We start from the raw sequence: 25,566 nt of genomic DNA, 5'->3' as shown, positions 1-25,566 counted from the left end.
ATCGGCTCCCGGTCCCGGTCACGCTCGTCACGGAACCCTCCACCACGCCGGTCGTCACGTCGGTCGTCGCCCCGACGGTCGTCACGTCCCCGGTAACCGCCGCCGCCACCGCTGGGCCGCCCGCCACGGTCGTCACGCCCGCGGTAGCCACCGCCACCACCGGTTGGACGGCCACCACGGTCGTCGCTCCGGCCACGGAACCCACCGCGATCGTCATCACGCCGGAAAGCAGGACGGTCACCACGGCTGTCGTCCCGACCACGGCTGTCGTCACGCCGGAAGGCGGGACGGTCGCCTTCGCGGCGGTCTTCATCACGGCGGAAGGCGGGACGGTCACCACGGCTGTCATCACGTCCACGGAACCCACCGCCACCGCCACCACCGGCAGGACGCCCACCGCGATCGTCGTCACGACGGAAACCGCCACCTGCGGGGCGGCCCCCACGGTCGCCACGGTTGTCGCGGTCACCACGGTTGTCGTCGCGACGGAACCCACCGCCGCCGCCGGCGGGACGGCCGCCACGGTCATCACGACGATCGTCCCGACGGACGAACCCGCCACGATCCCCACGGTCATCGCTCCGGCCACGGAACCCACCGCGATCGTCATCACGCCGGAAAGCGGGACGGTCACCGTCCCGACGGTCACCGTCCCGACGGTCATCGCGCCGGTCGTCCCTGCGGTCGTCACGCCCACGGAAGCCACCGCCAGTGCCACCACCGGCGGGACGACCACCGCGGTCGTCGTCCCGCCCGCGATAACCGCCGCCTACGGGACGGCCACTACGCTCGCCGCGGTTGTCGTCGCGCCCACGGAAGCCACCGCCAGTGCCACCACCGGCGGGACGACCACCACGGTCATCACGACGATCGTCCCGACGGACAAACCCGCCACGATCCCCACGGTCATCACTCCGACCACGGAACCCACCACGATCGTCATCACGCCGGTCGTCACGACGATCATCACGCCGAACGAAGCCACCGCGGTCACCGCCACCACCACGGTTGTCGTCCCGACGGAAACCACCACGGTCGCCTCGGTCGTCACGACGGGGTCCCGCCGGACGGTCCGAGCGGTCCGGCCGGTCCGAACGCTCGTCACGCCGGAAAGCGGGACGAGCCCCACGATCGCCGTCGCGACGGTCATCACGGCGGTCGTCACGGCGGACGAAACCACCGCGCTCACCACCGCGGTTGTCGTCCCGGCGGAATCCGCCACCGCCACCACCGGCACCGCCACCGGGCCGGTCGCCCCGGTCGTCACGGCGGGGAGCTGCCGGCCGGTCGTCACGGCGGCCGTAACCACCACCCGTCGGTCGGCCACCACGGTCGGAACCACCACGGTCGTTGTCACGGCGATCACCGTCGCGGCGAGGACCGCTTCGGAACCCGCCACGGTCGCCGCGGTCACCACTGTCCCGGCGGCGCTGGTCGCGCTCCGGGCGCTCGTCGGGAGAGTTGGTGGACATGATGGGTGACTCCTGTCTTCGGTACCGCAAGCTATTTTAAAACAAAAAGGACCCCTGGTCCCAGCGTGAACGCTGGGACCAGGGGTCCTCCAAATATTGTTCGGCGGCGTCCTACTCTCCCACAGGGTCCCCCCTGCAGTACCATCGGCGCTGTAAGGCTTAGCTTCCGGGTTCGGAATGTAACCGGGCGTTTCCCTCACGCTATGGCCACCGAAACCCTAATGGTTTCGAGCGAACAAGCACACTTTTCTTTTGTGTGGTTCAAGCTCTAGCCGACAACTGTTCGTTGTCTCAGAACTAACACAGTGGACGCGAGCAACTGAGGACAAGCCCTCGGCCTATTAGTACCAGTCACCTCCACCCGTTACCGGGCTTCCAGATCTGGCCTATCAACCCAGTCGTCTACTGGGAGCCTTAACCCCTCAAAGGGGGTGGGAACACTCATCTCGAAGCAGGCTTCCCGCTTAGATGCTTTCAGCGGTTATCCCTCCCGAACGTAGCCAACCAGCCATGCCCTTGGCAGAACAACTGGCACACCAGAGGTTCGTCCGTCCCGGTCCTCTCGTACTAGGGACAGCCCTTCACAATGTTCCTGCGCGCGCAGCGGATAGGGACCGAACTGTCTCACGACGTTCTAAACCCAGCTCGCGTACCGCTTTAATGGGCGAACAGCCCAACCCTTGGGACCGACTCCAGCCCCAGGATGCGACGAGCCGACATCGAGGTGCCAAACCATCCCGTCGATATGGACTCTTGGGGAAGATCAGCCTGTTATCCCCGGGGTACCTTTTATCCGTTGAGCGACGGCGCTTCCACAAGCCACCGCCGGATCACTAGTCCCGACTTTCGTCCCTGCTCGACCCGTCGGTCTCACAGTCAAGCTCCCTTGTGCACTTACACTCAACACCTGATTGCCAACCAGGCTGAGGGAACCTTTGGGCGCCTCCGTTACTCTTTAGGAGGCAACCGCCCCAGTTAAACTACCCATCAGACACTGTCCCTGATCCGGATCACGGACCCAGGTTAGACATCCAGCACGACCAGACTGGTATTTCAACGACGACTCCCACCGAACTGGCGTCCGATGATCAAAGTCTCCCAGCTATCCTACACAAGCCGAACCGAACACCAATATCAAACTGTAGTAAAGGTCCCGGGGTCTTTCCGTCCTGCTGCGCGAAACGAGCATCTTTACTCGTAGTGCAATTTCACCGGGCCTATGGTTGAGACAGTCGAGAAGTCGTTACGCCATTCGTGCAGGTCGGAACTTACCCGACAAGGAATTTCGCTACCTTAGGATGGTTATAGTTACCACCGCCGTTTACTGGCGCTTAAGTTCTCAGCTTCGCCACCCCGAAGAGTGACTAACCGGTCCCCTTAACGTTCCAGCACCGGGCAGGCGTCAGTCCGTATACATCGCCTTACGGCTTCGCACGGACCTGTGTTTTTAGTAAACAGTCGCTTCTCGCTGGTCTCTGCGGCCACCCCCAGCTCGGAGAGCAAGTCCCCTCACCAGTGATGGCCCCCCTTCTCCCGAAGTTACGGGGGCATTTTGCCGAGTTCCTTAACCATAGTTCACCCGAACGCCTCGGTATTCTCTACCTGACCACCTGAGTCGGTTTAGGGTACGGGCCGCCATGAAACTCGCTAGAGGCTTTTCTCGACAGCATAGGATCATCCACTTCACCACAATCGGCTCGGCATCAGGTCTCAGACTATGTGTGATCCGGATTTGCCTAGACCACGTCCTACACCCTTACCCCGGGACAACCACCGCCCGGGATGGACTACCTTCCTGCGTCACCCCATCACTCACCTACTACAGATCTGGTTCGCCGGCTCCACCACTTTCCATTCCCCGAAGGGTCCGGAACGGCTTCACGGACTTAGCATCGCCTGGTTCGATGTTTGACGCTTCACAGCGGGTACCGGAATATCAACCGGTTATCCATCGACTACGCCTGTCGGCCTCGCCTTAGGTCCCGACTTACCCTGGGCAGATCAGCTTGACCCAGGAACCCTTAGTCAATCGGCGCACACGTTTCCCACGTGTGTATCGCTACTCATGCCTGCATTCTCACTCGTAAACCGTCCACGACTGGCTTCCGCCGCCGCTTCACCCGGCATACGACGCTCCCCTACCCATCCACACACCCGTTGGGGCTGTTGTATGAATGACACGACTTCGGCGGTACGCTTGAGCCCCGCTACATTGTCGGCGCGGAATCACTAGACCAGTGAGCTATTACGCACTCTTTCAAGGGTGGCTGCTTCTAAGCCAACCTCCTGGTTGTCTCTGCGACTCCACATCCTTTCCCACTTAGCGTACGCTTAGGGGCCTTAGTCGATGCTCTGGGCTGTTTCCCTCTCGACCATGGAGCTTATCCCCCACAGTCTCACTGCCGCGCTCTCACTTACCGGCATTCGGAGTTTGGCTAAGGTCAGTAACCCGGTAGGGCCCATCGCCTATCCAGTGCTCTACCTCCGGCAAGAAACACACGACGCTGCACCTAAATGCATTTCGGGGAGAACCAGCTATCACGGAGTTTGATTGGCCTTTCACCCCTAACCACAGGTCATCCCCCAGGTTTTCAACCCTGGTGGGTTCGGTCCTCCACGAAGTCTTACCTCCGCTTCAACCTGCCCATGGCTAGATCACTCCGCTTCGGGTCTTGAGCGCGCTACTAAACCGCCCTATTCGGACTCGCTTTCGCTACGGCTTCCCCACACGGGTTAACCTCGCAACACACCGCAAACTCGCAGGCTCATTCTTCAAAAGGCACGCAGTCACGACGTTGAGTACAAGTACTCAACGCGACGCTCCCACGGCTTGTAGGCACACGGTTTCAGGTACTATTTCACTCCGCTCCCGCGGTACTTTTCACCATTCCCTCACGGTACTATCCGCTATCGGTCACCAGGGAATATTTAGGCTTAACGGGTGGTCCCGCCAGATTCACACGGGATTTCTCGGGCCCCGTGCTACTTGGGTGTCTCTCAAACGAGCCGTCAATGTTTCGACTACGGGGGTCTTACCCTCTACGCCGGACCTTTCGCATGTCCTTCGCCTACATCAACGGTTTCTGACTCGTCTCACAGCCGGCAGACTGTGAAAGAGATCCCACAACCCCGCATACGCAACCCCTGCCGGGTCTCACACGTAAACGGTTTGGCCTCATCCGGTTTCGCTCGCCACTACTCCCGGAATCACGGTTGTTTTCTCTTCCTGCGGGTACTGAGATGTTTCACTTCCCCGCGTTCCCTCCACACACCCTATGTGTTCAGATGTGGGTGACAGCCCATGACGACTGCCGGGTTTCCCCATTCGGAAACCCCCGGATCAAAGCCTGGTTGACGACTCCCCGGGGACTATCGTGGCCTCCCACGTCCTTCATCGGTTCCTGGTGCCAAGGCATCCACCGTGCGCCCTTAAAAACTTGGCCACAGATGCTCGCGTCCACTGTGCAGTTCTCAAACAACGACCAACCACCCACCACCCCACCCTGACAGGCGAGTTCACTGGGGCCGGCACTGAAGACAGACCTTGCGGCCATACCCTCAGACACCCAACAGCGTGCCCGGCCCACTCGCCGCTTCCCTCATTCGTTCCACGCCCCGAAGGACAGTACTGGAAGGAGAAGACGATCAAGTGTGCCGAATAATCAACGTTCCACCCATGAGCAACCACCGTCGGACGTGTGCCGACGTAATGGCCCTGGACGCCGACTCCGAAGAGCTGGCGCCTAGATGCTCCTTAGAAAGGAGGTGATCCAGCCGCACCTTCCGGTACGGCTACCTTGTTACGACTTCGTCCCAATCGCCAGTCCCACCTTCGACAGCTCCCTCCCCGTAAGGGGTTGGGCCACCGGCTTCGGGTGTTACCGACTTTCGTGACGTGACGGGCGGTGTGTACAAGGCCCGGGAACGTATTCACCGCAGCAATGCTGATCTGCGATTACTAGCAACTCCGACTTCATGGGGTCGAGTTGCAGACCCCAATCCGAACTGAGACCGGCTTTTTGAGATTCGCTCCGCCTCACGGCATCGCAGCTCATTGTACCGGCCATTGTAGCACGTGTGCAGCCCAAGACATAAGGGGCATGATGACTTGACGTCGTCCCCACCTTCCTCCGAGTTGACCCCGGCAGTCTCCTGTGAGTCCCCAACCCTCCGAAGAGGTTGCTGGCAACACAGAACAAGGGTTGCGCTCGTTGCGGGACTTAACCCAACATCTCACGACACGAGCTGACGACAGCCATGCACCACCTGTACACCGACCACAAGGGGGCGACCATCTCTGGCCGTTTCCGGTGTATGTCAAGCCTTGGTAAGGTTCTTCGCGTTGCGTCGAATTAAGCCACATGCTCCGCTGCTTGTGCGGGCCCCCGTCAATTCCTTTGAGTTTTAGCCTTGCGGCCGTACTCCCCAGGCGGGGAACTTAATGCGTTAGCTGCGGCACCGACGACGTGGAATGTCGCCAACACCTAGTTCCCACCGTTTACGGCGTGGACTACCAGGGTATCTAATCCTGTTCGCTCCCCACGCTTTCGCTCCTCAGCGTCAGTAATGGCCCAGAGATCCGCCTTCGCCACCGGTGTTCCTCCTGATATCTGCGCATTTCACCGCTACACCAGGAATTCCGATCTCCCCTACCACACTCTAGTCTGCCCGTATCGAATGCAGACCCGGGGTTAAGCCCCGGGCTTTCACATCCGACGCGACAGACCGCCTACGAGCTCTTTACGCCCAATAATTCCGGACAACGCTTGCGCCCTACGTATTACCGCGGCTGCTGGCACGTAGTTAGCCGGCGCTTCTTCTGCAGGTACCGTCACTTGCGCTTCTTCCCTGCTGAAAGAGGTTTACAACCCGAAGGCCGTCATCCCTCACGCGGCGTCGCTGCATCAGGCTTGCGCCCATTGTGCAATATTCCCCACTGCTGCCTCCCGTAGGAGTCTGGGCCGTGTCTCAGTCCCAGTGTGGCCGGTCGCCCTCTCAGGCCGGCTACCCGTCGTCGCCTTGGTGAGCCACTACCTCACCAACAAGCTGATAGGCCGCGGGCTCATCCTGCACCGCCGGAGCTTTCAACCCCCACCCATGCGAGCAGAAGTATCATCCGGTATTAGACCCCGTTTCCAGGGCTTGTCCCAGAGTGCAGGGCAGATTGCCCACGTGTTACTCACCCGTTCGCCACTAATCCACCCCGAAAGGCTTCATCGTTCGACTTGCATGTGTTAAGCACGCCGCCAGCGTTCGTCCTGAGCCAGGATCAAACTCTCCGTGAATGTTTTCCCGTAATCGGGACCACACACACGAGAGCGGAACAGTCAGGCGGAATAAGCCCGACCGTTCACAGCGTCCTCGCTGTGTTGTGTTACTTCAAAGGAACCTCGACCACCACGAATGTGATGGACGGGGTATCAACATATCTGGCGTTGATTTTTGGCACGCTGTTGAGTTCTCAAGGAACGGACGCTTCCTTCGTACTCACCCTCTCGGGCTTTCCTCCGGGCAGTTTCCCTTCGGTCTTGCGTTTCCGACTCTATCAGATCATTTTCTGACCCGATTCCCTGTCGGCGGGATTGTCTTTGGTCTTCCGGCTTTCGCCCGTCGCCCTTTCGACATTCACTACGTTAGCCGATTCCCTCGGCGACTCATAATCGAGTTCCGCAGGTTCGCAATTCAGTGTGCGGGCACACCGAAATCGCCCCTGCTGAGAGGGAGTCGTAGGTAGTGGGTTGGCCACTTCCGGCTGCAGGCGATCGCCGTACCCGGTTCAAGCGGCTCGGGCTACATTACGGACCCCCCAAGAGCTCGTCAAGTTGAGCGACGACGGGGCGCATGGGCCCGATAAGGGCTCACCGTAGGGTCGTTGGTGATCCAGAAGCGCCAGGGGTGGACGCCCCCGTCGCCGGCGACGCCGGTGCGCGGACCACTGCTCACCTGGCCGGAGGTGACCGGGGTGCCGGTCAGGACCGTGATCGGTGCGGCCCCGGGAGCGCAGGCGTCCGTACCGTCGAGGGCCCTGTCCACGTCCAGGGCTGTGGCCAGGCGGGCCGGGCCTTTGGCCAGTTCCTTGTCGTTTCGGGCTGAAATTCGACGTTTGCGGGCGAGTTCGGCGCCCTCGATGATCTCGCCGGCGCGGAGCAGGATCCCGCTCGCCGTGCCCTCGGGGCCGCACACCAGGTTCATGCAGTGCCACATGCCGTAGGTGAAGTAGACGTACACATGGCCGGGCGGACCGAACATCACGCTGTTGCGGGGTGTGGGGCCGCGATAGGCGTGCGAGCCGGGGTCGTTCGGGCCGTCGTACGCCTCCACCTCTGTGAGGCGGAGTTCGATCGGACCGTCCGGGGTGGTGCGGACCAGGACGCGACCCAGGAGGTCGGGGGCAACCTCCAGTACCGGCCGGTCGAAGAACTCCCTGCGGAGGGGCGTACGGTCAGCGGGCGCGATCATGCCGTCCGAGCGTAGTGCAGGCGTGTCCCGGTGAACGGGGTGGCCAGGAAGCGTCCGCCTTGCCAGGGTGAGGCACGGAACCGGCCACGGTCGGATCGCGTTTCTAAGGATCAAGGGATCGCAAGGATCGCTGGAGAAGGAGAGACATGGCGTTCAAGAAGCTGCTCGCGAGCCTGGGTGCCGGTGGGGCTTCGGTCGAGACGGTGTTGACGGAGGTCAACGTCGTTCCGGGCGGTGTCGTCCAGGGTGAGGTGCGGATCCAGGGCGGTTCCGTCAACCAGCAGATCGAAGGGCTGTCCGTAGGGCTCCAGGCCAAGGTCGAGGTCGAGGGCGGCGACCAGGAGTACAAGCAGGACGTCGAGTTCACCAAGGTGCGCCTGGGCGGTGCCTTCGAGGTCCAGGCCGGTGCCGTGCACACCGTGCCGTTCGGGCTGGAGATCCCCTGGGAGACGCCGGTCACGATGATCGACGGTCAGGCGTTGCGCGGGATGAACATCGGGGTGACCACCGAGCTGGCGATCGCGCGTGCCATCGACTCCGGTGACCTGGACCCCATCAACGTGCACCCGTTGCCCGCGCAGAAAGCGATCCTGGACGCGTTCCTCCAGCTGGGCTTCCGTTTCAAGAACGCCGACCTGGAGCGCGGTCACATCCGCGGTACGCGGCAGAAGCTGCCCTTCTACCAGGAGGTCGAGTTCTTCCCGCCGTCGCAGTACCAGGGCCTGAGCCAGGTCGAGTTGAGCTTCGTCGCCGACGAGAACGCGATGGACGTCGTGCTGGAGATGGACAAGAAGCCGGGTCTGTTCAGCGAGGGCAGTGACACCTTCCGGTCGTTCCAGGTGGGCCTGCACGACTACCAGAACACCGACTGGGCGGCGTACCTCAACCAGTGGCTGGCCGCGGTCGGCAGCAAGCGCAACTGGTTCTAGGACAAGCGGAGGAGGGGCAGGCGACGCCGTTCGGCGTTGCCTGCCCCTCCCGCGTTCCCTCTGTTCCGTCACATGCGGGCGTAGCCCTGTGTGGTCACCTTCTCGAAGGAGAGGCGGGCCGTGGTGGAGCGGTCCGTCGGGTCGGTGTTCTGTTCGCGGAGGGTGGTGAGTTCGGTGGTGGTGAGGGCGCGGCGGACGAGGCGGAACTCGTCCAGGGAGCCCTTGAAGCGGTACGTGGAGGCGCCGTCCGGGCGGCCGCCAAGGTGGACGCCGGTCACGGTGAACGCGTCGCCGTAGGTGAGCGAGCCGGCCGGGACCGTGCCCGTGGTGCCGGTCACGCCGTCGATGGACAGGGTGAGTTGGGTCCCCTCGCGTTGCAGGACCACGTGGTGCCAGGCGATGCCGGAGCGGAACGCGGTGTCGGGGGCGTACGCCGTGGTGGATGCCGCCTCCGTCTGGATCAGGGCCGCCAGACGGCCGTTCGCCGGTTCGGCGCGCAGCCAGAGTTGGCGTTCGGTGGCGCCCTGGCCGTACGCCCACGCCAGTACCGGAGTTCCGGTGGCCGTCGTGGCGTCGTAGCGGACCCAGGTGGCGAGGGTGAAGTCGCCGGCGCCTAGGGACTCCGAGTCGCTGTACGGGAGTTCGACCGCGTCGTCGGTGCCGTCGAGCGTGATGCCGCCGCCGAAGGCGCCACTCACGAGGGCTGGAGTCCCGCGTACGTAGGCGTTGTTGCAGTGGGTGGTGGTGTCCGGGGTGGCCGGGCCTGTGGTGGGGCGGGCGATCTCGTGGGCCTGGGTGGTGCCGTTCTCCATCGGCCACCAGACCTTGCTGTCGGTGGGATAGGCGCTCGTGCCCGATCCGGACGCGGCGATCTTGTCGGTCTCGTTGTCCGTGAGGGCGCGGTGGTAGAGGCGGAGGTCGTCGAGGGTACCGGTGAGGATCTCGGTGGTGCCGGGGCGGGAGCCGATGCGCAGGCCCGGCACGGTGGTGCGGCCCTCGGTGAAGGAGCCGGTGAGGCCGGTGGCCTGGGTGGTGTGGGTGCCGTCGACCTCGACCGTGAAGGTGCTGCCCGCGCGCGTGGCGGTCAGCAGGTGCCATTGGTTGTCGCCGAAGGCAGTGCGGGTGTCGTCGGGGTCGGGGATCGCGAAGTTGGCCCGGCCCTCGTTCGTCTCCGCCCAGGCGTAGAGGCCGTCGTCGCCGGGGCGGGCGCGGATCCACAGGGAGGGTTGGCCCGAGGCGGTGCCGTACGCCCAGAGGAGGGCCGCGGCGGGTGTCGTGGGCGTGGCGCTGTAGCGGAACCAGAGGGCGTACGTGAAGTCGCCCGTGCCCGGGTCGACGGCGGGTACGTACGGGACCTCGACGCCCGGACGGTCCACGGCGACCGGGAGGGCCGAGGCGCCCATGCGGTACTCGTCCGTCACGCGCGGGGTGGCGTCGGTGGCGAGCAGGAGGGTGCCGTCGGCGCAGTTGCCGGAGATGTCGTCCTCGATGGCGACCGTGGTGAGCGGATCGGGGTCCGTGGCGGTGTCGACGGTCTGGAAGGGGAGGTGGGCGGCGAGGGTGTCCACCGCGCCGGTGGCCGTGTTCTGGGTGCGCAGTTCGGTCAGTTGGGCCTCGGTGAGGGCGGTGTCGTACATCCGGAACTCGTCGAGGGCGCCGGTGAAGACGTCGCTCGCGCCGGCGTCCGGTTTCGCCCCGAGGCGGATGCCGTCGACGCCGGAGGCGCGGGGTGAGGTGAGCGAGCCGGTGACGCCGGTCCTGGTGACGGTCGTACCGTCGACCGCGAGGCTGACCTGGTCGCCGGAGCGGACCAGGGTCAGATGGTGCCAGGTGTTGTCGCCGTAGGCCGCGGAGCCGTCGGGGGCCTGGAGGGTGACGCTGACCCTGCCGCCGGAGCCCTCGGCCCAGGCGACAATCTGGTTGGTGCTGGGCACGGCGCGGATCCACAACTGCGGTTTGGCCGCGTTGTAGCCGTACGCCCAGAGCAGGGCGCGTTGGGCCGTGGTGGAGGTCGCCGTGTGTTTGAAGAAGAGCGAGTACGTGACGTCGCCGGAGCCCGGGTCGACGGTCGGGCTGTACGGGATGTCGGCGTACCCGCCGGGGCTCGGGAAGTCGAGCGCCTGCCGGAACCTGCCGCTCACGCCGGCCGGACTGCCGCTCAGGTAGGCGTCGTTGGCGTCCGGGGTGGTGTCGGGGGTGGTGGGACCGGCGTCCCGCGACTTCTGCGGGAGGACCGTGCCGTCGAAGGTGCCGGGGAGCCCGATCGCCGTGGGGGCGAGGCGGTTGAAGTAGATGTTGGCGGCGGAGAAGTCCTGGCCTCCCTCGTAGACCAGGCCTATCTCGCCGCCGGTGAGTTCGGCGAGGTCCGAGTAGCCCGCGCGGTCGGCGTTGATCCGGCCGCTCGGGGCGTCGGTCCAGGTGGCGCCGCGGTTCGTGGAGTAGCGGATGCCGAGGTTGGCTCGGCCGGGGCCGAGCGGGGCGGCGAGGATCAGGGTGTCGCCCGGGGTGGACTGGTAGGTGTGGCTCAGGGCCAGGACGGAGGCCTGGATCTGGGGTGTGGTGACACCCGCGACTGTGTGCACGCCGACCGTGGTGCCGCCGTCGGTGCTGATGACGTGGGTGCGGTGAGGTTTGGTGTCGTCCTGTTCGTTGCGGGTGGCGAGGTAGACGTCGCCGTTGGTGAGTTCGGCCACGGAGGTCTCGGTGGGCTTCAACTCCCCTGCCACGTACGAGTTTTCAGTCGCGCTCGCCTGCCAGGTCTCGCCGTGGTCGGCGCTGTAGAGGACGCCGGCGAGTTGGGTCGTGGAGTTCGGGCTCTCGTACGCGCCGACGACGAGGCGGCCTGCGTACGGGCCGTTCTTCAGCTGGATGCCGTGGGCGGGGCCGGTCGCGAACCAGCCGCTGGTCCTGCCGCTGAGGCGGGTGACGGCGCTCGGGGCGCCGAAGGTGAGGCCGTCGTCGGTGCTCTTCTGGACGTACGGGATGCGTGTGCCGCGGCTCGCGGGTTCGCCGGTGGAGACCAGGAAGACGTCTCCGGTGACCTCGTCGGCGACGGGCGAGGCGTTGTCGCGGGTGTACGGGGCGTCCGGGTCGGTGGCGGTGCCCGCGAGGGCGACCTTGACGGGGCCCCAGGTACGGCCGTCGTTGGTGGAGCGGCGGACCACGATGTCGATGGGGCCGCGGTCGGCGCAGGAAGGTGAGGAGCGGCCCTCGGCGAAGGCGAGCAGGGTGCCGGCCTTGGTGCGGATCAGGGTGGGGATGCGGAAGCAGCCGTAGCCGGCGGTGCCGGAGCGGAAGAGGACCTGTTGGTCGCCGACGATCCGGTCGGTGGATATTCGGGCGCCGCTCGCTTCCGCGGGCGGGATGGCAACTAGGCTGGCGGCCAGGGCCATCAGGGCTGTGATCAGGGTTCTTCGGCGTACGTAACAGATCATCGGGCCAACGTAGTCAACGCAGTTGACAGCTCGGTGACGCGGGATGCCCGGGGCTTTCCCAGTCGATCCGGTCCCCGTCCGATCCCATCCGTTCCCATCAGGAGGTATCCACGTGACCGAGCTGAAGAGGCCGCCGCTGCCGCACGACTTCCACCCGCCCGTGCCGTCGTTCACGGTCACGAGTGAGGATGTCGAGGCGGGTGCGACGCTCAAGGACGCTCAGGTCTACGCGTCCGGCAACACCTCGCCGCACCTGCGGTGGGAGGGGTTCCCGCCGGAGACCAGGAGTTTCGCCGTGACCTGCTACGACCCGGACGCGCCCACGGGCAGCGGGTTCTGGCACTGGGTCGCCTTCGACATCCCGGTCTCCGTGACCGAGTTGGCGACGGGTGCGGGCAGCGGCAAGTTCGAGGGGCTGCCCGAGGGGGTGGTCCAGGCGCGCAACGACTACGGCACGAAGGACTTCGGCGGTGCGGCGCCGCCGGCCGGGGACGGTCCGCACCGGTATGTGTTCACGGTGTACGCGGTGGACCAGGAGAAGCTGGGCCCGGACGCGGACGCGTCTCCCGCGTACGTCGGGTTCAATCTGCGGTTCCACGCGATCGCGCGTGCCCAACTCGTCGGTGAGTACGAGGTTCCCGCCGAAGACTGACGTTCATTGAACGTTTGCCCGCCTCTGGTCTTGGAAGTGATCAGAGGCGGGCATTTTTTGTGCCGGGGGTCCGGGGGGTGTCCCCCGGTGAGCACAGATATTGCGTTGTCCATCTCGGCGTGCCCGGCCAGAGTTGATCCAAGCCCGCCATGCGGTGGGCCGGTGAGCATAGGAGGTGGGCTGGATGCGGGACACGCTGGTACTGAACGCGAGCTTCGAGCCGCTGTCGACGGTGACGTTGAACCGGGCCGTCGTTCTGGTGCTGCAGGACAAGGCTGTTGTCGAGCAGGCCCACCCCGAGATCCGTATGCGCGGAGCGGCGGTCGACATACCCGCGCCGCGGGTGATCAGGCTCTGCCGCTATGTCCGGGTGCCCTTCCGAAGACAAGCTCCGTGGTCGAGGCGGGGTGTGCTGGTCCGGGACCGGCACAGGTGCGCGTACTGCGGTCGGCGGGCGACCACTGTCGATCACGTGGTGCCTCGGGCGCAGGGTGGGCAGGACTCGTGGTTGAACACGGTGGCGTCTTGTGCGGAGGACAATCACCGTAAGGCTGCGCGGACGCCTGAGCAGGCGGGGATGCCGCTGTTGCGGCAGCCGTTCGAGCCGACGCCGGCTGATGCGATGCTGTTGGCTCTTGGGCAGGATGACTTTGATGCGCTGCCTGAGTGGTTGGGGCAGCCGGCGGCGTAGTTTGTGCGGGTGGGACCTTGTTTGGGGTCCACTGGTTTGTTCGTTGGCCGCGGGTCGTTCGTGGCTGGTCGCGCAGTTCCCCGCGCCCCTAAAGACAGGGCGCGGGGACAGGTGCCGGAGTTTTGATGAGCCGTCAGTCTGTGATTGACGGCTTTTCTCGGCGTTCTGTGGGGGTGTCCGTGTTGCCTCCGCCGCCCGAACCGCCGCCCATGCCGCCGAAGTTGCCCATGGCTCCGGAGAGGCCCTTGAGGGCGTCGCCGATCTCGCTGGGGACGATCCAGAGCTTGTTGGCGTCGCCCTGGGCGATCTTCGGGAGCATCTGGAGGTACTGGTAGGAGAGGAGCTTCTGGTCCGGGTCGCCGGCGTGGATGGCCTCGAAGACCGTACGGACGGCCTGGGCCTCACCCTCGGCGCGCAGGGCGGCGGCCTTGGCCTCACCCTCGGCGCGCAGGATCGCGGACTGCTTCTCACCTTCCGCCGTGAGGATCTGGGACTGGCGGATACCTTCGGCGGTGAGGATCGCGGCGCGCTTGTCACGGTCGGCGCGCATCTGCTTCTCCATCGAGTCCTGGATGGAGGTCGGCGGCTCGATCGCCTTCAGCTCGACGCGGTTGACGCGGATGCCCCACTTGCCGGTGGCCTCGTCGAGGACTCCGCGCAGGGCCGCGTTGATCTCCTCGCGGGAGGTCAGGGTCCGCTCCAGGTCCATGCCACCGATGATGTTGCGGAGCGTGGTGACGGTGAGCTGCTCAATTGCCTGGATGTAGCTGGCTACTTCGTAGGTCGCGGCCCGGGCGTCGGTCACCTGGTAGTAGATGACGGTGTCGATGTTGACGACCAGGTTGTCCTGGGTGATCACCGGCTGCGGCGGGAACGGCACGACCTGCTCGCGGAGGTCGATGCGGTTGCGGATGGTGTCTATGAACGGGACGACGATGTTCAGGCCGGCGTTGAGCGTGCGCGTATAGCGGCCGAACCGTTCCACGATCGCTGCACTCGCCTGTGGAATGACCTGGATGGTCTTGATCAGGGCGATGAAGACCAACACCACCAGGATGATCAGGACGATGATGATGGGCTCCATCGTGGCTCCCCGTACCCTTCTCCGCCTCGGCGCGCTTACGGAAAGATCTTATGCCTGTTGAAGATCTTGCTTGTTGAAGATCTTGCTGGTCGAGTGTGACAGACCGTCGGCTGCCTCGTGCACGTTCCGTTCACTTGCGTCGTGCGAGGTCACATGACGATCGCCGTGGCCCCCTCGATCTCGACGACGTCCACCTCTTGGCCTACCTCGTAGGCGACTTGGGCGTCCAGGGAACGGGCCGACCAGATCTCTCCGGCGAGCTTGATCCGGCCGTCGGAGCCGTCGACGCGTTCCAGGACGACGGCCCGCTTGCCCTTCAACGCGTCGATTCCCGACAGGAGTTGGGGCCGATCGCCTCGGTGCCGGGTCGCGATGGGCCGTACGACGGCGATGAGCGCGGTCGACACGACGGCGAACACCAGCACCTGGACGACGAGTCCGCCGCCCAGTCCGGCCGTGCCGGCGGCCGCCAGGGCGCCCACGGCGAGCATGCCGAGTTCCGGCATCGCGGTCACCACGAGCGGGATACCCAGCGCCACGGCGCCGACGAGCCACCACACCCATGCGTCGATGTCGTTCACATCGTCATGGTAGGTCCGCGGGCCTGGTCACCGACAGGGCGCCGATCAACTTGGCACAGGCTTCTTCCAGTTGTTCGACAAGGCGGCTCATGTGCCGTGCGCCGTCAGGCCATCGGCAGGCCCTGCGCGGTCCAGCGTTCGCCGCGCTGCTCGACGAGGAGGGGGAGACCGAAGCACATCGACAGGTTGCGCGAGGTGAGTTCGAGTTCCAGGGGGCCGGCGGCGAGCACCTTGCCCTGACGGATCATCAGGACGTGGGTGAAGCCCGGGGCGATCTCCTCGACATGGTGCGTGACCATGATCATGGAGGGTGCGATCGGGTCGCGGGCGAGCCGGCCGAGGCGGCGTACGAGGTCCTCGCGGCCGCCGAGGTCGAGGCCGGCGGCGGGCTCGTCGAGGAGCAGCAGCTCGGGGTCGGTCATCAGGGCGCGGGCGATGAGGGTGCGCTTGCGCTCGCCCTCGGAGAGGGTGCCGAAGCGGCGGTCGAGGAAGTCGCTCATGCCGAGGCGGTCGAGGAAGGCGCGGGCACGCTGCTCGTCGATGTCCTCGTACTCCTCCTGCCAGCCGGCCGTCATGCCGTACGCGGCGGTCAGCACCGTCTGGAGCACGGTCTGGCGCTTGGGCAGCTTGTCGACCATGGCGATGCCGGCCATGCCGATGCGCGGGCGCAGTTCGAAGACGTCGACCTTGCCGAGGGTCTCGCCGAGGATGGTGGCGGTGCCCTGGCTGGGGTAGAGGTAGCTGGACGCGAGGTTCAGGAGGGTCGTCTTCCCGGCGCCGTTCGGGCCGAGGATGACCCAGCGCTCGCCCTCCTTGACCGACCAGGAGACCTGGTCCACCAGAGCCCGGCCCTCGCGGACCACGGATACGTCCTCCAGCTCCAGAACATCGCTCATGAGCGGGTTGTCTCCCATTGCAGTGTCGGCCAGTCTCGCGTTCGTGTGCGCCTGTGGGCGCAGCCCCCCACGAAATCTACGCCACCGGTCGGCCGGTCCCGCCCCTCGGTCGGTCCTTAGGGTGGAGGCATGCTCTCGGAACCACGCTCAGGACGACTGGCCGCATGGGGAAATGCCCTGTTGGCCGGACTTGTTTCGCCGGACGACGCGGTAGTGGCCGTCGTCGGGGAGGACGCCGTGCACCGGGTCGAGGGGCTGCCCGGTGAAGCGGCGCCCGTCGGTCTCACGCTCGCGCTGGGGCGGCTGCGGACGCTGGGTGCGTCCGGGCTGCGGATCGCGCTGCCCGCGCCCGGGCATCCGCTCGGGCTGAGCGGGCCCCCCGAGTTCAACGCGCGGGCGCTGGACGCGGAGGAGGCGGTGATCTGCGAGGGCGCCGCGCTGGGTCTGGTGCCGGAGGTGTACGAGGCCGGGCCGGCCGGGGACGTGCACGTCGAGGTCGTCTGGCACTGTCTGCCCGTGCGGGAGGCGCCGCCCGCCGATGTGCCGTCCCTCGGGGAGGCCGAGCGGGAGTTGGCGGAGGCGTTGCGGGACGCGACGGCGGTGTTGTCGCGGCTGGACGTCGCCGGGTCGGGGCCGGTCGCGGAGGCGGCGATCGACGCGTACCGGGCGCGGGCGGAGGTGGGGCGTGAGGTGTTGGCGCCGGGGTATCCGCCTCGGGCGGTACGGGTGCTGGAGTTGGCGCAGCGGGTGGGGCTGCTGATCTCGGTGGCGTCCGAGAACGGGCCCGGCGGGGCGGTGAGCGCGTCGGAGATCGCGGCGCGGGCCGAGGCGTTGCGGCCGGTGGAACGGACGGCTCGGCGGGCGCAGGTCGCGGCGTACAACTCCGTTGTGGTGGAGCGGGGGGTGCGGTGAGGTTCGTTCGGGGGTGCGGGTTGGTTGGGGTGGGCGTCTCTGGGGGCTGCCGCCCCCACGCCCCCGCTGTCGGCCTGGACGGCCTCGTCCTCAAACGCCGGACGGGCTGAAATGCCCCGGCCCGCGCTGGGCGGCTCGCCCTCGGACACCGGACACCGGACACCGGACAACCTGACATGACAACGCCGAGAGCCCCGCGAACCGTTCTTGTTCGCGGGGCTCTCGGCGTTACGTCCGGCGTCAGTCGTTCACGCCGGTGTTGCCGAAGGCCGGGTTCAGGGCGCCGATGAGGTTGGCCGTGTTGCCGACGGCGTTGACCGGGACGTGCACGGGGACCTGGCCGAGGTTGCCCGAAGCCACGCCCGGGGACTTCGCGGTCACGCCGTGGGCGTCCGAGTCGGCGGCGGCGACACCCGCACCGGCGCCCGCGGCGGCACCAGCGATCGTGACGGCGACGGCGGCCTTCTTGGCGATGTTCATGGGAAGCGTCCTCCTGCGATTGCGTGGGCGACCCGGCCGCGGGTCGTACGCTGCGCAACGCGGGAGAGGTGCCGGGCGATACGGATCCCTGTGGTGAAATGCCCGTTCGGTGCAATCCGCGACGCCCGACCGACCTCCCCACGGTTTCTCAGTGGTTGAGGCCGAGGTTGCCGAAGGCGGGGTTCAGCGCGCCGATGACGTTGACGCTGTTGCCCACCACGTTCACCGGGATGTGCACCGGGGCCTGGATGAGGTTGCCCGAGGCGACACCCGGCGAGCCGACGGCCTGGCCGTTCGCGTGCGCACCGTCCGTGGCGGAGGCGAAACCGGCGCCGGCGGCGACCAGGCCACCCGCGACCATCGTGACAGCGGCGGCCTTCTTCAGGTTCTTCACTTCTGAGCCCTCCCATTGCGTTCACCGCGGCAGGTCGCCGCGGCACGCACTGAAGAACGCCGGAGATCCACGAAGGATGCGCCATCCGGGGGACATTCCCACGACGGTATGAATCTCAGCCCGGAAGGGAACGCTCCGAATTGCCGGTCATCCGGTCACACCGTGACGTACCGCCCACAACGCCGCCTGGGTGCGGTCCGCCAGGTCGAGTTTCATCAGAATGTTCGAGACGTGTGTCTTCACCGTCTTCTCGGACAGGACGAGGGCCCTGGCTATCTCCCGGTTCGAGCGGCCGTCCGCGATCAGTGTCAGTACTTCCCGCTCCCGCTCGGTGAGCGAACCGCCCCTCCCTTGGCCCGAGTGCGTCTCCTCCTGGGTCAGCAGCGCGCCCGCGACCTCCGGCTGGAGCAGGATGTGCCCGGCGTGGACGGATCGGATGGCGCCGGCGAGGGCGTCGGGGTCGATGTCCTTGTAGACGTACCCGGCGGCGCCCGCGCGCAGGGCCGGGACCACCGTGCGCTGTTCGGTGAAGCTCGTGACGATCAGCACGCGCGCGGGGTTGGCGAGTTCGCGGAGTTTGCGCAGCGCCTCGACGCCGTCCATGCCCGGCATCTTGACGTCCATGAGGACGACGTCGGGTTTGAGTTCCTCCGCGCGGTCGACTCCCTCGGCGCCGTCCGACGCCTCGCCCACGACCTCGATGTCGCCCTGCACTTCGAGGAACGTGCGCAGGCCGCGGCGGACCACTTGGTGGTCGTCGACGAGCAGCACCTTGATCGCGTCAGCCACCGGGGACCTCCATCTCGATGGTGGTGCCCTTTCCGGGCGCCGATTGCACATCCAGCCGGCCGCCGACCCCGCTCGCCCGGTCCCGCATGGAGACCAGGCCGAGGTGGCGTCCGGCGCTGCGTACCGCCGTGGGGTCGAAGCCGCCGCCGTCGTCGGTGATGCGCAGGGCCGCGCCCTGGCCGCGCTTCGTGAGGGTCACCTCCACCAGGGCCGCCCCGGAGTGCCGCAGCGCGTTGTGCAGGGCCTCCTGGGCGACCCGCAGCAGCGCCTCCTCCTGGGCCGCCGGCAGGGCACGGACCCCGCGGCTGTCGAAGGTCACGCGCGCGGAGTGCGCTCGGTCGAGGACCTGGGCGTGGGTGCGGAGCGTGGCGATCAGGCCGTCCTCGTCCAGGGCCGTGGGGCGCAGTTCCACGACCGCCGCGCGCAGTTCGTCGGCCGCCTCCGCGGCGAGCGCCGCCACCTGTTGGAGCTCGCCCTTGGCGCGGTCGGGGTCGCGGTCCACCAGGGTGGCGGCGGCCTGGGCCGTCAGGCGCAGGGAGAACAGCTTCTGGCTGACCGCGTCGTGCAGTTCGTGAGCGAGGCGGGAGCGTTCCTCGGCGATGGTCAGTTCGCGGCTGCGTTCGTAGAGGCGGGCGTTGGTCAGGGCGATCGCCGCGTGCTGGGCGAGGATCGACAGGAGTTCCTGGTCGTCCTCGGTGAAGCCGCAGCCGCCGTCCGGCTTCGCACAGTTCTTGTTGGCCAGGAACAGGGCTCCGAGCACCTCGTCGCCGTCCCGGATCGGCAGGCCCAGGAAGTCGGACATGTCGGGGTGGGCGGAGGGCCAGCCCTCGAAGCGCGGGTCCTTGCGGACGTCGGCGAGGCGCTCGGGCCTGGCCTCGTCCAGCATCGCGGCGAGGATGCCGTGCCGGCGCGGGAGCGGGCCGATGGCCTTCCACTGGGCGTCGCTGACGCCGTCGACCACGAACTGGGCGAAGCCGCCGTGGTCGTCCGGGACGCCCAGCGCGGCGTACTGCGCGTCGAGCAGTTCTCTGGCGGAGGCGACGATCGTCTTGAGGACGTCGCGCACCTCCAGGTGCCTGCTCATGGCCAGCAGCGCGGCGCTCACCGCGGACAGACCGGACCGTGGTCCTTGACTCATGCCCTCACGGTACCGGCGGGGTGTGACAGTGCGTATCCGCCCAGTGGTGGCCCCGGCCTGGGCCGAAGGGCCTAGGGCAAAGGGCCCCACCGGATTGCGGCCCCCGGACGAGGCGGCCGGGACGGTCCCGTTCCTACGTTGGGTGCGCCGCCGATCACGGCGGCCTGGGACGAGGGGACGCATGTCATGCCGGTAGCGATCATCACGGGGGCTTCCAAGGGGCTGGGGCGGGCGCTGGCGTCGGCGCTCGCGCAACGCGGCTGGGATCTCGTCCTGGACGCCAGAACCCCCGAGGCCCTGCAAGCCACCGCCGAGGCGCTCTCGAAGTACGGAGGGCGGGTGGAGGCCCTTCCCGGGGATGTCACGGACGCCGGTCACCGGGAAGGGCTGGTCTCGGCGGCGTGGAACCTGGGCGGCGTCGATCTCCTGGTGAGCAACGCGAGCGCGCTGGGCGCCGAACCCCTCGTACGGCTGGAGGGGCTGCCCCTGGAGGGGCTGCGACGGGCGCTTGAGGTGAATGTCGTGGCCGCGCTGGGCCTGGTCCAGGAGGCGCTGCCGCTGCTGCGGGAGTCGGCGGCCGGGACGGTGATCGCCGTCAGTTCGGACGCGGCGGCGGAGGCGTACGAGACGTGGGGCGGCTACGGGGCGTCCAAGGCGGCCCTCGACCAGCTGGCGGCGGTGCTCGGGGAGGAGGAGCCCGGGGTGCGGGTCTGGGCGGTGGACCCCGGTGACATGGGGACGGACCTGTACGCGGCGGCCGTACCGGACGACGACGATCCGCGGCCCGAGCCCGGCAGTGTCGTGCCCGCGTTTCTGCGGCTGCTGGACGAGCGGCCGGCCAGCGGGCGGTACTCGGCGCCGTCCCTGCTGGAGGTGCGATGACGCTGACCGTGCGGGTGCCGGAGGAGTTGTCGGCGCGGGTGCCGGCCGAGCAGCGTGGGCCGGGTCTTGACCGGGACGACGTACGGCTGCTCGTGTCGCGGGGGACCGCGGTGTCGCATCACGCGTTCGCCGAGCTGCCCCGGGAGCTGCGGGCCGGGGATCTGCTCGTCGTCAACACGTCGCCGACGCTGGCCGCCGCCGTGGACGGGTGGGTCGGGCACGCGCGCGTGGTGGTGCATTTCTCGACATGCGGGGACGACGGGCGGTGGGCCGTCGAGCTGCGGGATCCCGACGGAACGGGCACCACGCGCGCGCGTGCGGGCGGACCCGAGGGAACGGGCGTACGGCTGCCCGGGGGCGTACGGCTGGTCCTGGAGGAGCCGCTGACGGCGTGCGCCGCCCGGCTGTGGTGGGCGCGGGCGGACGGGCAGGTGCCGCCTGTCCTGCGGGCGCACGGGCGGCCCATTCGTTACTCCTATACGGAACGGGACCAGCCGTTGGCCGTCTATCAGACGGTGTTCGCGCTGCCGTCCCGCGACGGGGCGGGCAGCGCGGAGATGCCGAGTGCCGCGCGTCCCTTCACCGCACGCCTTGTGGCGGAGCTGGTCAGCCGGGGTGTGCAGTTCGCGCCTGTCCGGCTGCACACGGGGGTCGCGTCCACGGAGGCACACGAGCCGCCGTATCCGGAGCGGTTCGCGGTGCCGGAGACCTCCGCGCGGCTGATCAACGCCGTGCGGGCCGGGGACGGGCGGGTCGTGGCGGTCGGAACGACGGCGGTGCGGGCCGTGGAGTCCGCGGCCGGGCCGGACGGTGTGGTCCGGGCGGCCGAGGGGTGGACCGATCTGGTGGTGACGCCCGAGCGCGGGGTACGGGTCGTCGACGGGCTGCTGACGGGGCTGCACGAGCCTCAGGCGTCGCATCTGCTGATGCTGGAGGCCGTCGCGGGGCGGGCGGCGATCGACCGTGGGTACGAGGAGGCGCTGCGCGAGCGGTACCTGTGGCACGAGTTCGGGGACGTGCACCTCCTCCTTCCGGCGGAGGCCTGAAACAGAGGCCTCACGCTGAGCATTGCTCTCGCAACTACTGGTGAGATGCGCGTGCGGCCGATGTGACCCCGCACATAGGACGCACATCACTTACTAGGGGTCATAGGAGACAAACACTCACACGGTGAGCGGGAAAGACGCTCCGGTCTGTCCTATTTTGCCCTTCATGGGTCCACTACCCCTCCTAGTACGTCACACCTTTGCCACACAATTTTGCGGCCGCTAAGAATGGCAGCCGTCGCTCAGCGCCGCGGGTTCCGCCCGCGGCGTTTGTGCCGGAAGCACCAATGTCCCCACCGGACGCCGAGCGACCTCCGCGCTATTCGAAGAGGTCCACCGCCATGCCCAAGAACACCGCCACTTCCGGTCATAGTCGCAAGCTGACCAGGGCCCACAAGTTCTCGATCGCCGGAGTCGCCACGCTCGGCGCGGCCGTCCTCGCGTTCACCGCGGTGCCGGGCAACGCGCAGACCACCTCCGAGGTCGCCTCCGTCACCGCTCCCGTGGTGTTCAGCCAGGAACAGGTCAAGGACGTGAAGGCGAGCGTCACCGACCAGCTGGCCGGCGCGACCGTGAAGGCGGAGGCCGCCGCCGCGAAGAAGAAGGCAGCCGACGCCGCTGCCGCCAAGAAGGCCGCCGCGAAGAAGGCCGCTGCCGCCAAGAAGGCCGCTGCCAAGAAGGCTGCCGCCAAGGCGGCGAAGGAGCGTGCGGCGAAGGCTGCCGCGAGCCGGGCCGCCAAGCGCGCCGCGCTCAAGAAGGCCGCCGTGAAGTCGTACAGCAACAACCTGGACGGCTGGATCAAGGAGTCCCTGGACATCATGAAGTCCAAGGGCATACCGGGTTCGTACAACGGTCTGTACCGCAACATCATGCGGGAGTCCTCGGGCAACCCGAACGCGATCAACAACTGGGACATCAACGCCATCAACGGCATCCCGTCGAAGGGCCTGCTCCAGGTCATCCCGCCGACCTTCAAGGCCTACCACGTGTCGGGCACGTCCTGGAACATCTACGACCCGGTCGCCAACATCACCGCCGCCGCGAACTACGCGGCCGACAAGTACGGCTCGATGGACAACGTCAACGGCGCGTACTGAGGCAGCGCGGACCTCTCGTACGCCGAAGGGCGGCACCCCCACCGGGGTGCCGCCCTTCACCGTCGTACGGGCCCGGTCACTTGCGCATGACCTCGGGCTCGTGGCGGCGCAGGAAGCGCGCCACGAAGAAGCCGCAGATCACGCCGAGGGCGATCAGGGCGGCCATGTCGATGCCCCAGGCCATGGCCGTGTGGTCCCACAGGGGGTCCGTGCTGCCGGGGTCGTCGACGTTCGGGCTGATCTTGTTGAAGTCGAGCGTGGCACCGGCGGCGGCGACCGCCCAGCGGGACGGCATCAGGTACGAGAACTCGTTGACGCCGATGTTGCCGTGCAGGATGAACAGACAGCCGGTGAACACGACCTGGATGATCGCGAACATGACGAGCAGCGGCATGGTCTTCTCGGAGGTCTTCACCAGGGACGAGATGACCAGGCCGAACATCATCGACGTGAAGCCGAGCGCCATGATCGGGATGGAGAGTTCCAGCAGCACGAGCTTGCCGAAGATCAGGCCCTCTTCGGGGACCGTGCGGCTGGCGAAGCCGATCGCGCCGACCATGAGGCCCTGAAGGATCGTGATGAAGCCGAGGACGATCACCTTGGACATCAGATACGCGGAGCGCGACAGACCGGTCGCGCGCTCCCGTTCGTAGATGACCCGTTCCTTGATCAGCTCGCGGACGGAGTTGGCGGCGCCGGCGAAGCAGGCACCCACCGCGAGGATGAGGAGGACGGTGGTGGCCGTGCCGTTCGGGATGTTGACGCCGTTCCTGGCCACCTTGCCCGGCAGCAGGGTCTTGTCCGGGTCGATGAGCAGGCTCACCGCGCCGAGGACCGCGGGCAGGATCACCGTCAGCGCCAGGAAGCCCTTGTCGGAGGCGATGACCGCCGTGTACCGCCGGATCAGGGTCATCAGCTGGGAGCCCCAGCCCTGCGGCTTGGGCGGGCGCATGGCCTGTGCGGGCGGCATGTGTACGGACTGCGGGGCGACGGCGTCGATGTCCGCGGCGTACATCTGGTAGTGCTGCGAGCCCTTCCAGCGGCCCGCCCAGTCGTAGTCGCGGTAGTTCTCGAAGGCGGAGAAGACATCGGCCCAGGTGTCGTAGCCGAAGAAGTTCAGGGCCTCCTCGGGCGGGCCGAAGTACGCCACCGCGCCGCCCGGCGCCATCACCAGGAGCTTGTCGCACAGCGCCAGTTCGGCCACCGAGTGCGTGACGACGAGGACCGTACGGCCGTCGTCGGCGAGGCCGCGCAGCAGCTGCATGACGTCGCGGTCCATGCCCGGGTCGAGGCCGGAGGTCGGCTCGTCCAGGAAGATCAGCGACGGCTTGGTGAGCAGTTCCAGGGCAACCGAGACGCGCTTGCGCTGGCCGCCGGAGAGGGAGGTGACCTTCTTCTCCTTGTGGATGTCGAGCTTCAGCTCGCGCAGCACCTCGTCTATGCGGTGCTCGCGCTCCTCCGTCGTGGTGTCGGCGGGGAAGCGCAGTTTGGCCGCGTACTTGAGGGCCTTCTTGACGGTGAGTTCCTTGTGCAGGATGTCGTCCTGCGGGACCAGACCGATGCGCTGGCGCAGCTCGGCGAACTGCTTGTACAGGTTCCGGTTGTCGTAGAGGACATCGCCCTTGTTGGCCGGCCGGTAGCCCGTGAGCGCCTTCAGGAGCGTCGACTTTCCGGAGCCGGACGGGCCGATGACCGCGATCAGGGACTTCTCCGGTACGCCGAAGGAGACGTCCTTGAGGATGTCCTTGCCGCCGTCCACGGTGACCGTCAGATGGCGGGCCGAGAAGGAGATCTCGCCGGTGTCGACGAACTCCTCGAGACGGTCGCCGACCAGACGGAACGTGGAGTGGCCGACGCCGACGATGTCGTTCGGGCCGAGCAGCGCGGTGCCGCCCTTGGCGATCGGCATGCCGTTGACGTACGTGCCGTTGTGCGAGCCCAGGTCACGGATCTCGAAACGGCCGTCGGGCGCCGCGTGGAACTCGGCGTGGTTGCGGGAGACCTGGAGGTCGGAGACGACCAGGTCGTTCTCCAGCGCGCGGCCTATGCGCATCACGCGGCCGAGGAGCAGCTGGTGGAAGGTGGTCGGGCTGCGGTCGCCGTACACCGGCGGCGCCCCCGCGCCCGCGCCGGGGCCCTGCTGCCGCGGGACCGAGGCGGCCTGCTGCGGCTCGGACCGCGGCCAGCTCTGCTCCGGCGCCTGCTGCTGCGGCGGCGGCTGCTGAGCCCAGCCGGGGCTCGCGCCCTGGGCCGCGAACGGCTGCTGCTGAGGCTGCGCCACCTGCGGTGTCGCGACCGAGGCGGCACTGCTGGAGAGGTTCAGCCGCGGGCCGTCGGTGGCGTTGCCGAGATGGACGGCCGAGCCGGGCCCGATCTCCATCTGATGGATGCGCTGCCCCTGCACGAAGGTGCCGTTGGTGCTGCCGTGGTCCTCGATGGCCCAGCTCCGGCCCCCCCAGCTGATCGTGGCGTGCCGCCAGGAGACCCTGGCGTCATCGAGCACGATGTCCCCCTGCGGATCGCGTCCGAGGGTGTAGGGCCTGGACGAATCGAGCGTCCAGGTCCGTCCGTTCAATTCGAGTACGAGTTCAGGCACTCCAGCCCCACTGAGTTGTCCCCCGAAATTTGCC

Annotated in this window: 17 protein-coding genes, 3 rRNA genes and 1 pseudogene; 7 read left to right on the top strand and 14 right to left on the bottom strand. The window is 67.1% G+C overall.

The genetic code is table 11. The features are described from left to right. Positions 1 to 215 precede the first annotated feature (215 nt). The 5 genes and pseudogenes from OG787_RS38885 to OG787_RS38865 all read right to left on the bottom strand — a co-directional run. Positions 216 to 1,472: pseudogene (locus OG787_RS38885) on the bottom strand (hypothetical protein); the annotation flags it as partial. Between the two features lie 98 nt (positions 1,473 to 1,570). After that, positions 1,571 to 1,687: ribosomal RNA gene (gene rrf / locus OG787_RS38880) — 5S ribosomal RNA — on the bottom strand. Positions 1,688 to 1,793: 106 nt separating this feature from the next. Continuing rightward, positions 1,794 to 4,915 (bottom strand): 23S ribosomal RNA (locus tag OG787_RS38875). A 315-nt stretch (positions 4,916 to 5,230) separates the two neighbouring features. Continuing rightward, positions 5,231 to 6,757, bottom strand: a 16S ribosomal RNA gene (locus OG787_RS38870). The 16S, 23S and 5S rRNA genes sit together here, the layout of an rRNA operon. 532 nt (positions 6,758 to 7,289) lie before the next feature. Further along, positions 7,290 to 7,931, bottom strand: a complete 642-nt coding sequence (locus OG787_RS38865) for a DNA-3-methyladenine glycosylase (protein ID WP_369033719.1) — start codon at positions 7,929 to 7,931, stop codon at positions 7,290 to 7,292. Positions 7,932 to 8,077: 146 nt separating this feature from the next. Between OG787_RS38865 and OG787_RS38860 the strand changes: the two genes are divergently transcribed. Further along, positions 8,078 to 8,860 (top strand): sporulation protein, encoded by a 783-nt coding sequence (locus tag OG787_RS38860; RefSeq protein WP_369033720.1) that lies wholly within the window; start codon positions 8,078 to 8,080, stop codon positions 8,858 to 8,860. A gap of 68 nt (positions 8,861 to 8,928) precedes the next feature. On the opposite strand, the gene OG787_RS38855 is transcribed toward OG787_RS38860, so the two are convergent. Next, on the bottom strand, positions 8,929 to 12,294 hold the full coding sequence (locus tag OG787_RS38855) for a LamG-like jellyroll fold domain-containing protein (protein ID WP_405538391.1): 3,366 nt from the start codon (positions 12,292 to 12,294) through the stop codon (positions 8,929 to 8,931). Positions 12,295 to 12,406: 112 nt separating this feature from the next. Here OG787_RS38855 and OG787_RS38850 point away from each other — a divergent pair, with 112 nt between their 5' ends. Beyond that, positions 12,407 to 12,946 carry a YbhB/YbcL family Raf kinase inhibitor-like protein gene (locus tag OG787_RS38850; protein ID WP_369033722.1) on the top strand — a complete coding sequence of 180 codons (540 nt, stop codon included), beginning with the start codon at positions 12,407 to 12,409 and terminating at the stop codon, positions 12,944 to 12,946. 184 nt (positions 12,947 to 13,130) lie between these two features. Further along, positions 13,131 to 13,637, top strand: a complete 507-nt coding sequence (locus OG787_RS38845; protein WP_369033723.1) for an HNH endonuclease — start codon at positions 13,131 to 13,133, stop codon at positions 13,635 to 13,637. 133 nt (positions 13,638 to 13,770) lie between these two features. Here OG787_RS38845 and OG787_RS38840 read toward each other — a convergent pair whose 3' ends face one another. The 3 genes from OG787_RS38840 to OG787_RS38830 all read right to left on the bottom strand — a co-directional run bounded on the left by OG787_RS38840 (position 13,771) and on the right by OG787_RS38830 (position 16,198). Next, positions 13,771 to 14,721 carry an SPFH domain-containing protein gene (locus OG787_RS38840; protein WP_369033724.1) on the bottom strand — a complete coding sequence of 317 codons (951 nt, stop codon included), beginning with the start codon at positions 14,719 to 14,721 and terminating at the stop codon, positions 13,771 to 13,773. A 149-nt stretch (positions 14,722 to 14,870) separates the two neighbouring features. After that, the gene (locus OG787_RS38835) at positions 14,871 to 15,302 is read right to left on the bottom strand and encodes an NfeD family protein (RefSeq protein WP_369033725.1); all 432 of its coding nucleotides are present in this window, start codon (positions 15,300 to 15,302) and stop codon (positions 14,871 to 14,873) included. A 104-nt stretch (positions 15,303 to 15,406) separates the two neighbouring features. Next, a complete protein-coding gene (locus OG787_RS38830) occupies positions 15,407 to 16,198 on the bottom strand; it encodes an ABC transporter ATP-binding protein (RefSeq protein ID WP_369033726.1) in 792 nt (263 codons plus the stop codon). A 129-nt stretch (positions 16,199 to 16,327) separates the two neighbouring features. Here OG787_RS38830 and OG787_RS38825 point away from each other — a divergent pair, with 129 nt between their 5' ends. Next, positions 16,328 to 17,110 (top strand): hypothetical protein, encoded by a 783-nt coding sequence (locus OG787_RS38825; RefSeq protein ID WP_405538389.1) that lies wholly within the window; start codon positions 16,328 to 16,330, stop codon positions 17,108 to 17,110. Between the two features lie 240 nt (positions 17,111 to 17,350). On the opposite strand, the gene OG787_RS38820 is transcribed toward OG787_RS38825, so the two are convergent. From OG787_RS38820 to OG787_RS38805, 4 genes are all read right to left on the bottom strand, one after another. Beyond that, positions 17,351 to 17,590, bottom strand: a complete 240-nt coding sequence (locus OG787_RS38820) for a chaplin (RefSeq protein ID WP_369033728.1) — start codon at positions 17,588 to 17,590, stop codon at positions 17,351 to 17,353. 148 nt (positions 17,591 to 17,738) lie between these two features. After that, on the bottom strand, positions 17,739 to 17,984 hold the full coding sequence (gene chpE / locus OG787_RS38815; protein ID WP_330291998.1) for a chaplin ChpE: 246 nt from the start codon (positions 17,982 to 17,984) through the stop codon (positions 17,739 to 17,741). Between the two features lie 147 nt (positions 17,985 to 18,131). Then, the gene (locus tag OG787_RS38810; RefSeq protein WP_369033729.1) at positions 18,132 to 18,773 is read right to left on the bottom strand and encodes a response regulator; all 642 of its coding nucleotides are present in this window, start codon (positions 18,771 to 18,773) and stop codon (positions 18,132 to 18,134) included. Next, the gene (locus OG787_RS38805; protein WP_369033730.1) at positions 18,766 to 19,911 is read right to left on the bottom strand and encodes a GAF domain-containing sensor histidine kinase; all 1,146 of its coding nucleotides are present in this window, start codon (positions 19,909 to 19,911) and stop codon (positions 18,766 to 18,768) included. The genes OG787_RS38810 and OG787_RS38805 overlap by 8 nt, the downstream gene beginning before the upstream one ends. A gap of 186 nt (positions 19,912 to 20,097) precedes the next feature. Between OG787_RS38805 and OG787_RS38800 the strand changes: the two genes are divergently transcribed. The 3 genes from OG787_RS38800 (at position 20,098) to OG787_RS38790 (ending at position 22,936) form a co-directional block, all read left to right on the top strand. Next, a complete protein-coding gene (locus OG787_RS38800; protein WP_369033731.1) occupies positions 20,098 to 20,793 on the top strand; it encodes an SDR family NAD(P)-dependent oxidoreductase in 696 nt (231 codons plus the stop codon). After that, positions 20,790 to 21,839, top strand: a complete 1,050-nt coding sequence (locus tag OG787_RS38795) for an S-adenosylmethionine:tRNA ribosyltransferase-isomerase (RefSeq protein ID WP_405538387.1) — start codon at positions 20,790 to 20,792, stop codon at positions 21,837 to 21,839. The genes OG787_RS38800 and OG787_RS38795 overlap by 4 nt, the downstream gene beginning before the upstream one ends. Before the next feature lie 341 nt (positions 21,840 to 22,180). Further along, the gene (locus OG787_RS38790) at positions 22,181 to 22,936 is read left to right on the top strand and encodes a transglycosylase SLT domain-containing protein (RefSeq protein ID WP_405538386.1); all 756 of its coding nucleotides are present in this window, start codon (positions 22,181 to 22,183) and stop codon (positions 22,934 to 22,936) included. Between the two features lie 76 nt (positions 22,937 to 23,012). On the opposite strand, the gene OG787_RS38785 is transcribed toward OG787_RS38790, so the two are convergent. Then, positions 23,013 to 25,532 carry an FHA domain-containing protein gene (locus OG787_RS38785; protein ID WP_369033734.1) on the bottom strand — a complete coding sequence of 840 codons (2,520 nt, stop codon included), beginning with the start codon at positions 25,530 to 25,532 and terminating at the stop codon, positions 23,013 to 23,015. Positions 25,533 to 25,566: the final 34 nt, after the last annotated feature.

The sequence above is a fragment of the Streptomyces sp. NBC_00075 genome (assembly GCF_045041225.1).
Classification (GTDB): Bacteria; Actinomycetota; Actinomycetes; order Streptomycetales; family Streptomycetaceae; genus Streptomyces; species Streptomyces adonidis.
The sequence above is the reverse complement of the archived record's forward strand: the minus strand, read 5'-3'. Positions and strand labels throughout refer to the sequence as shown.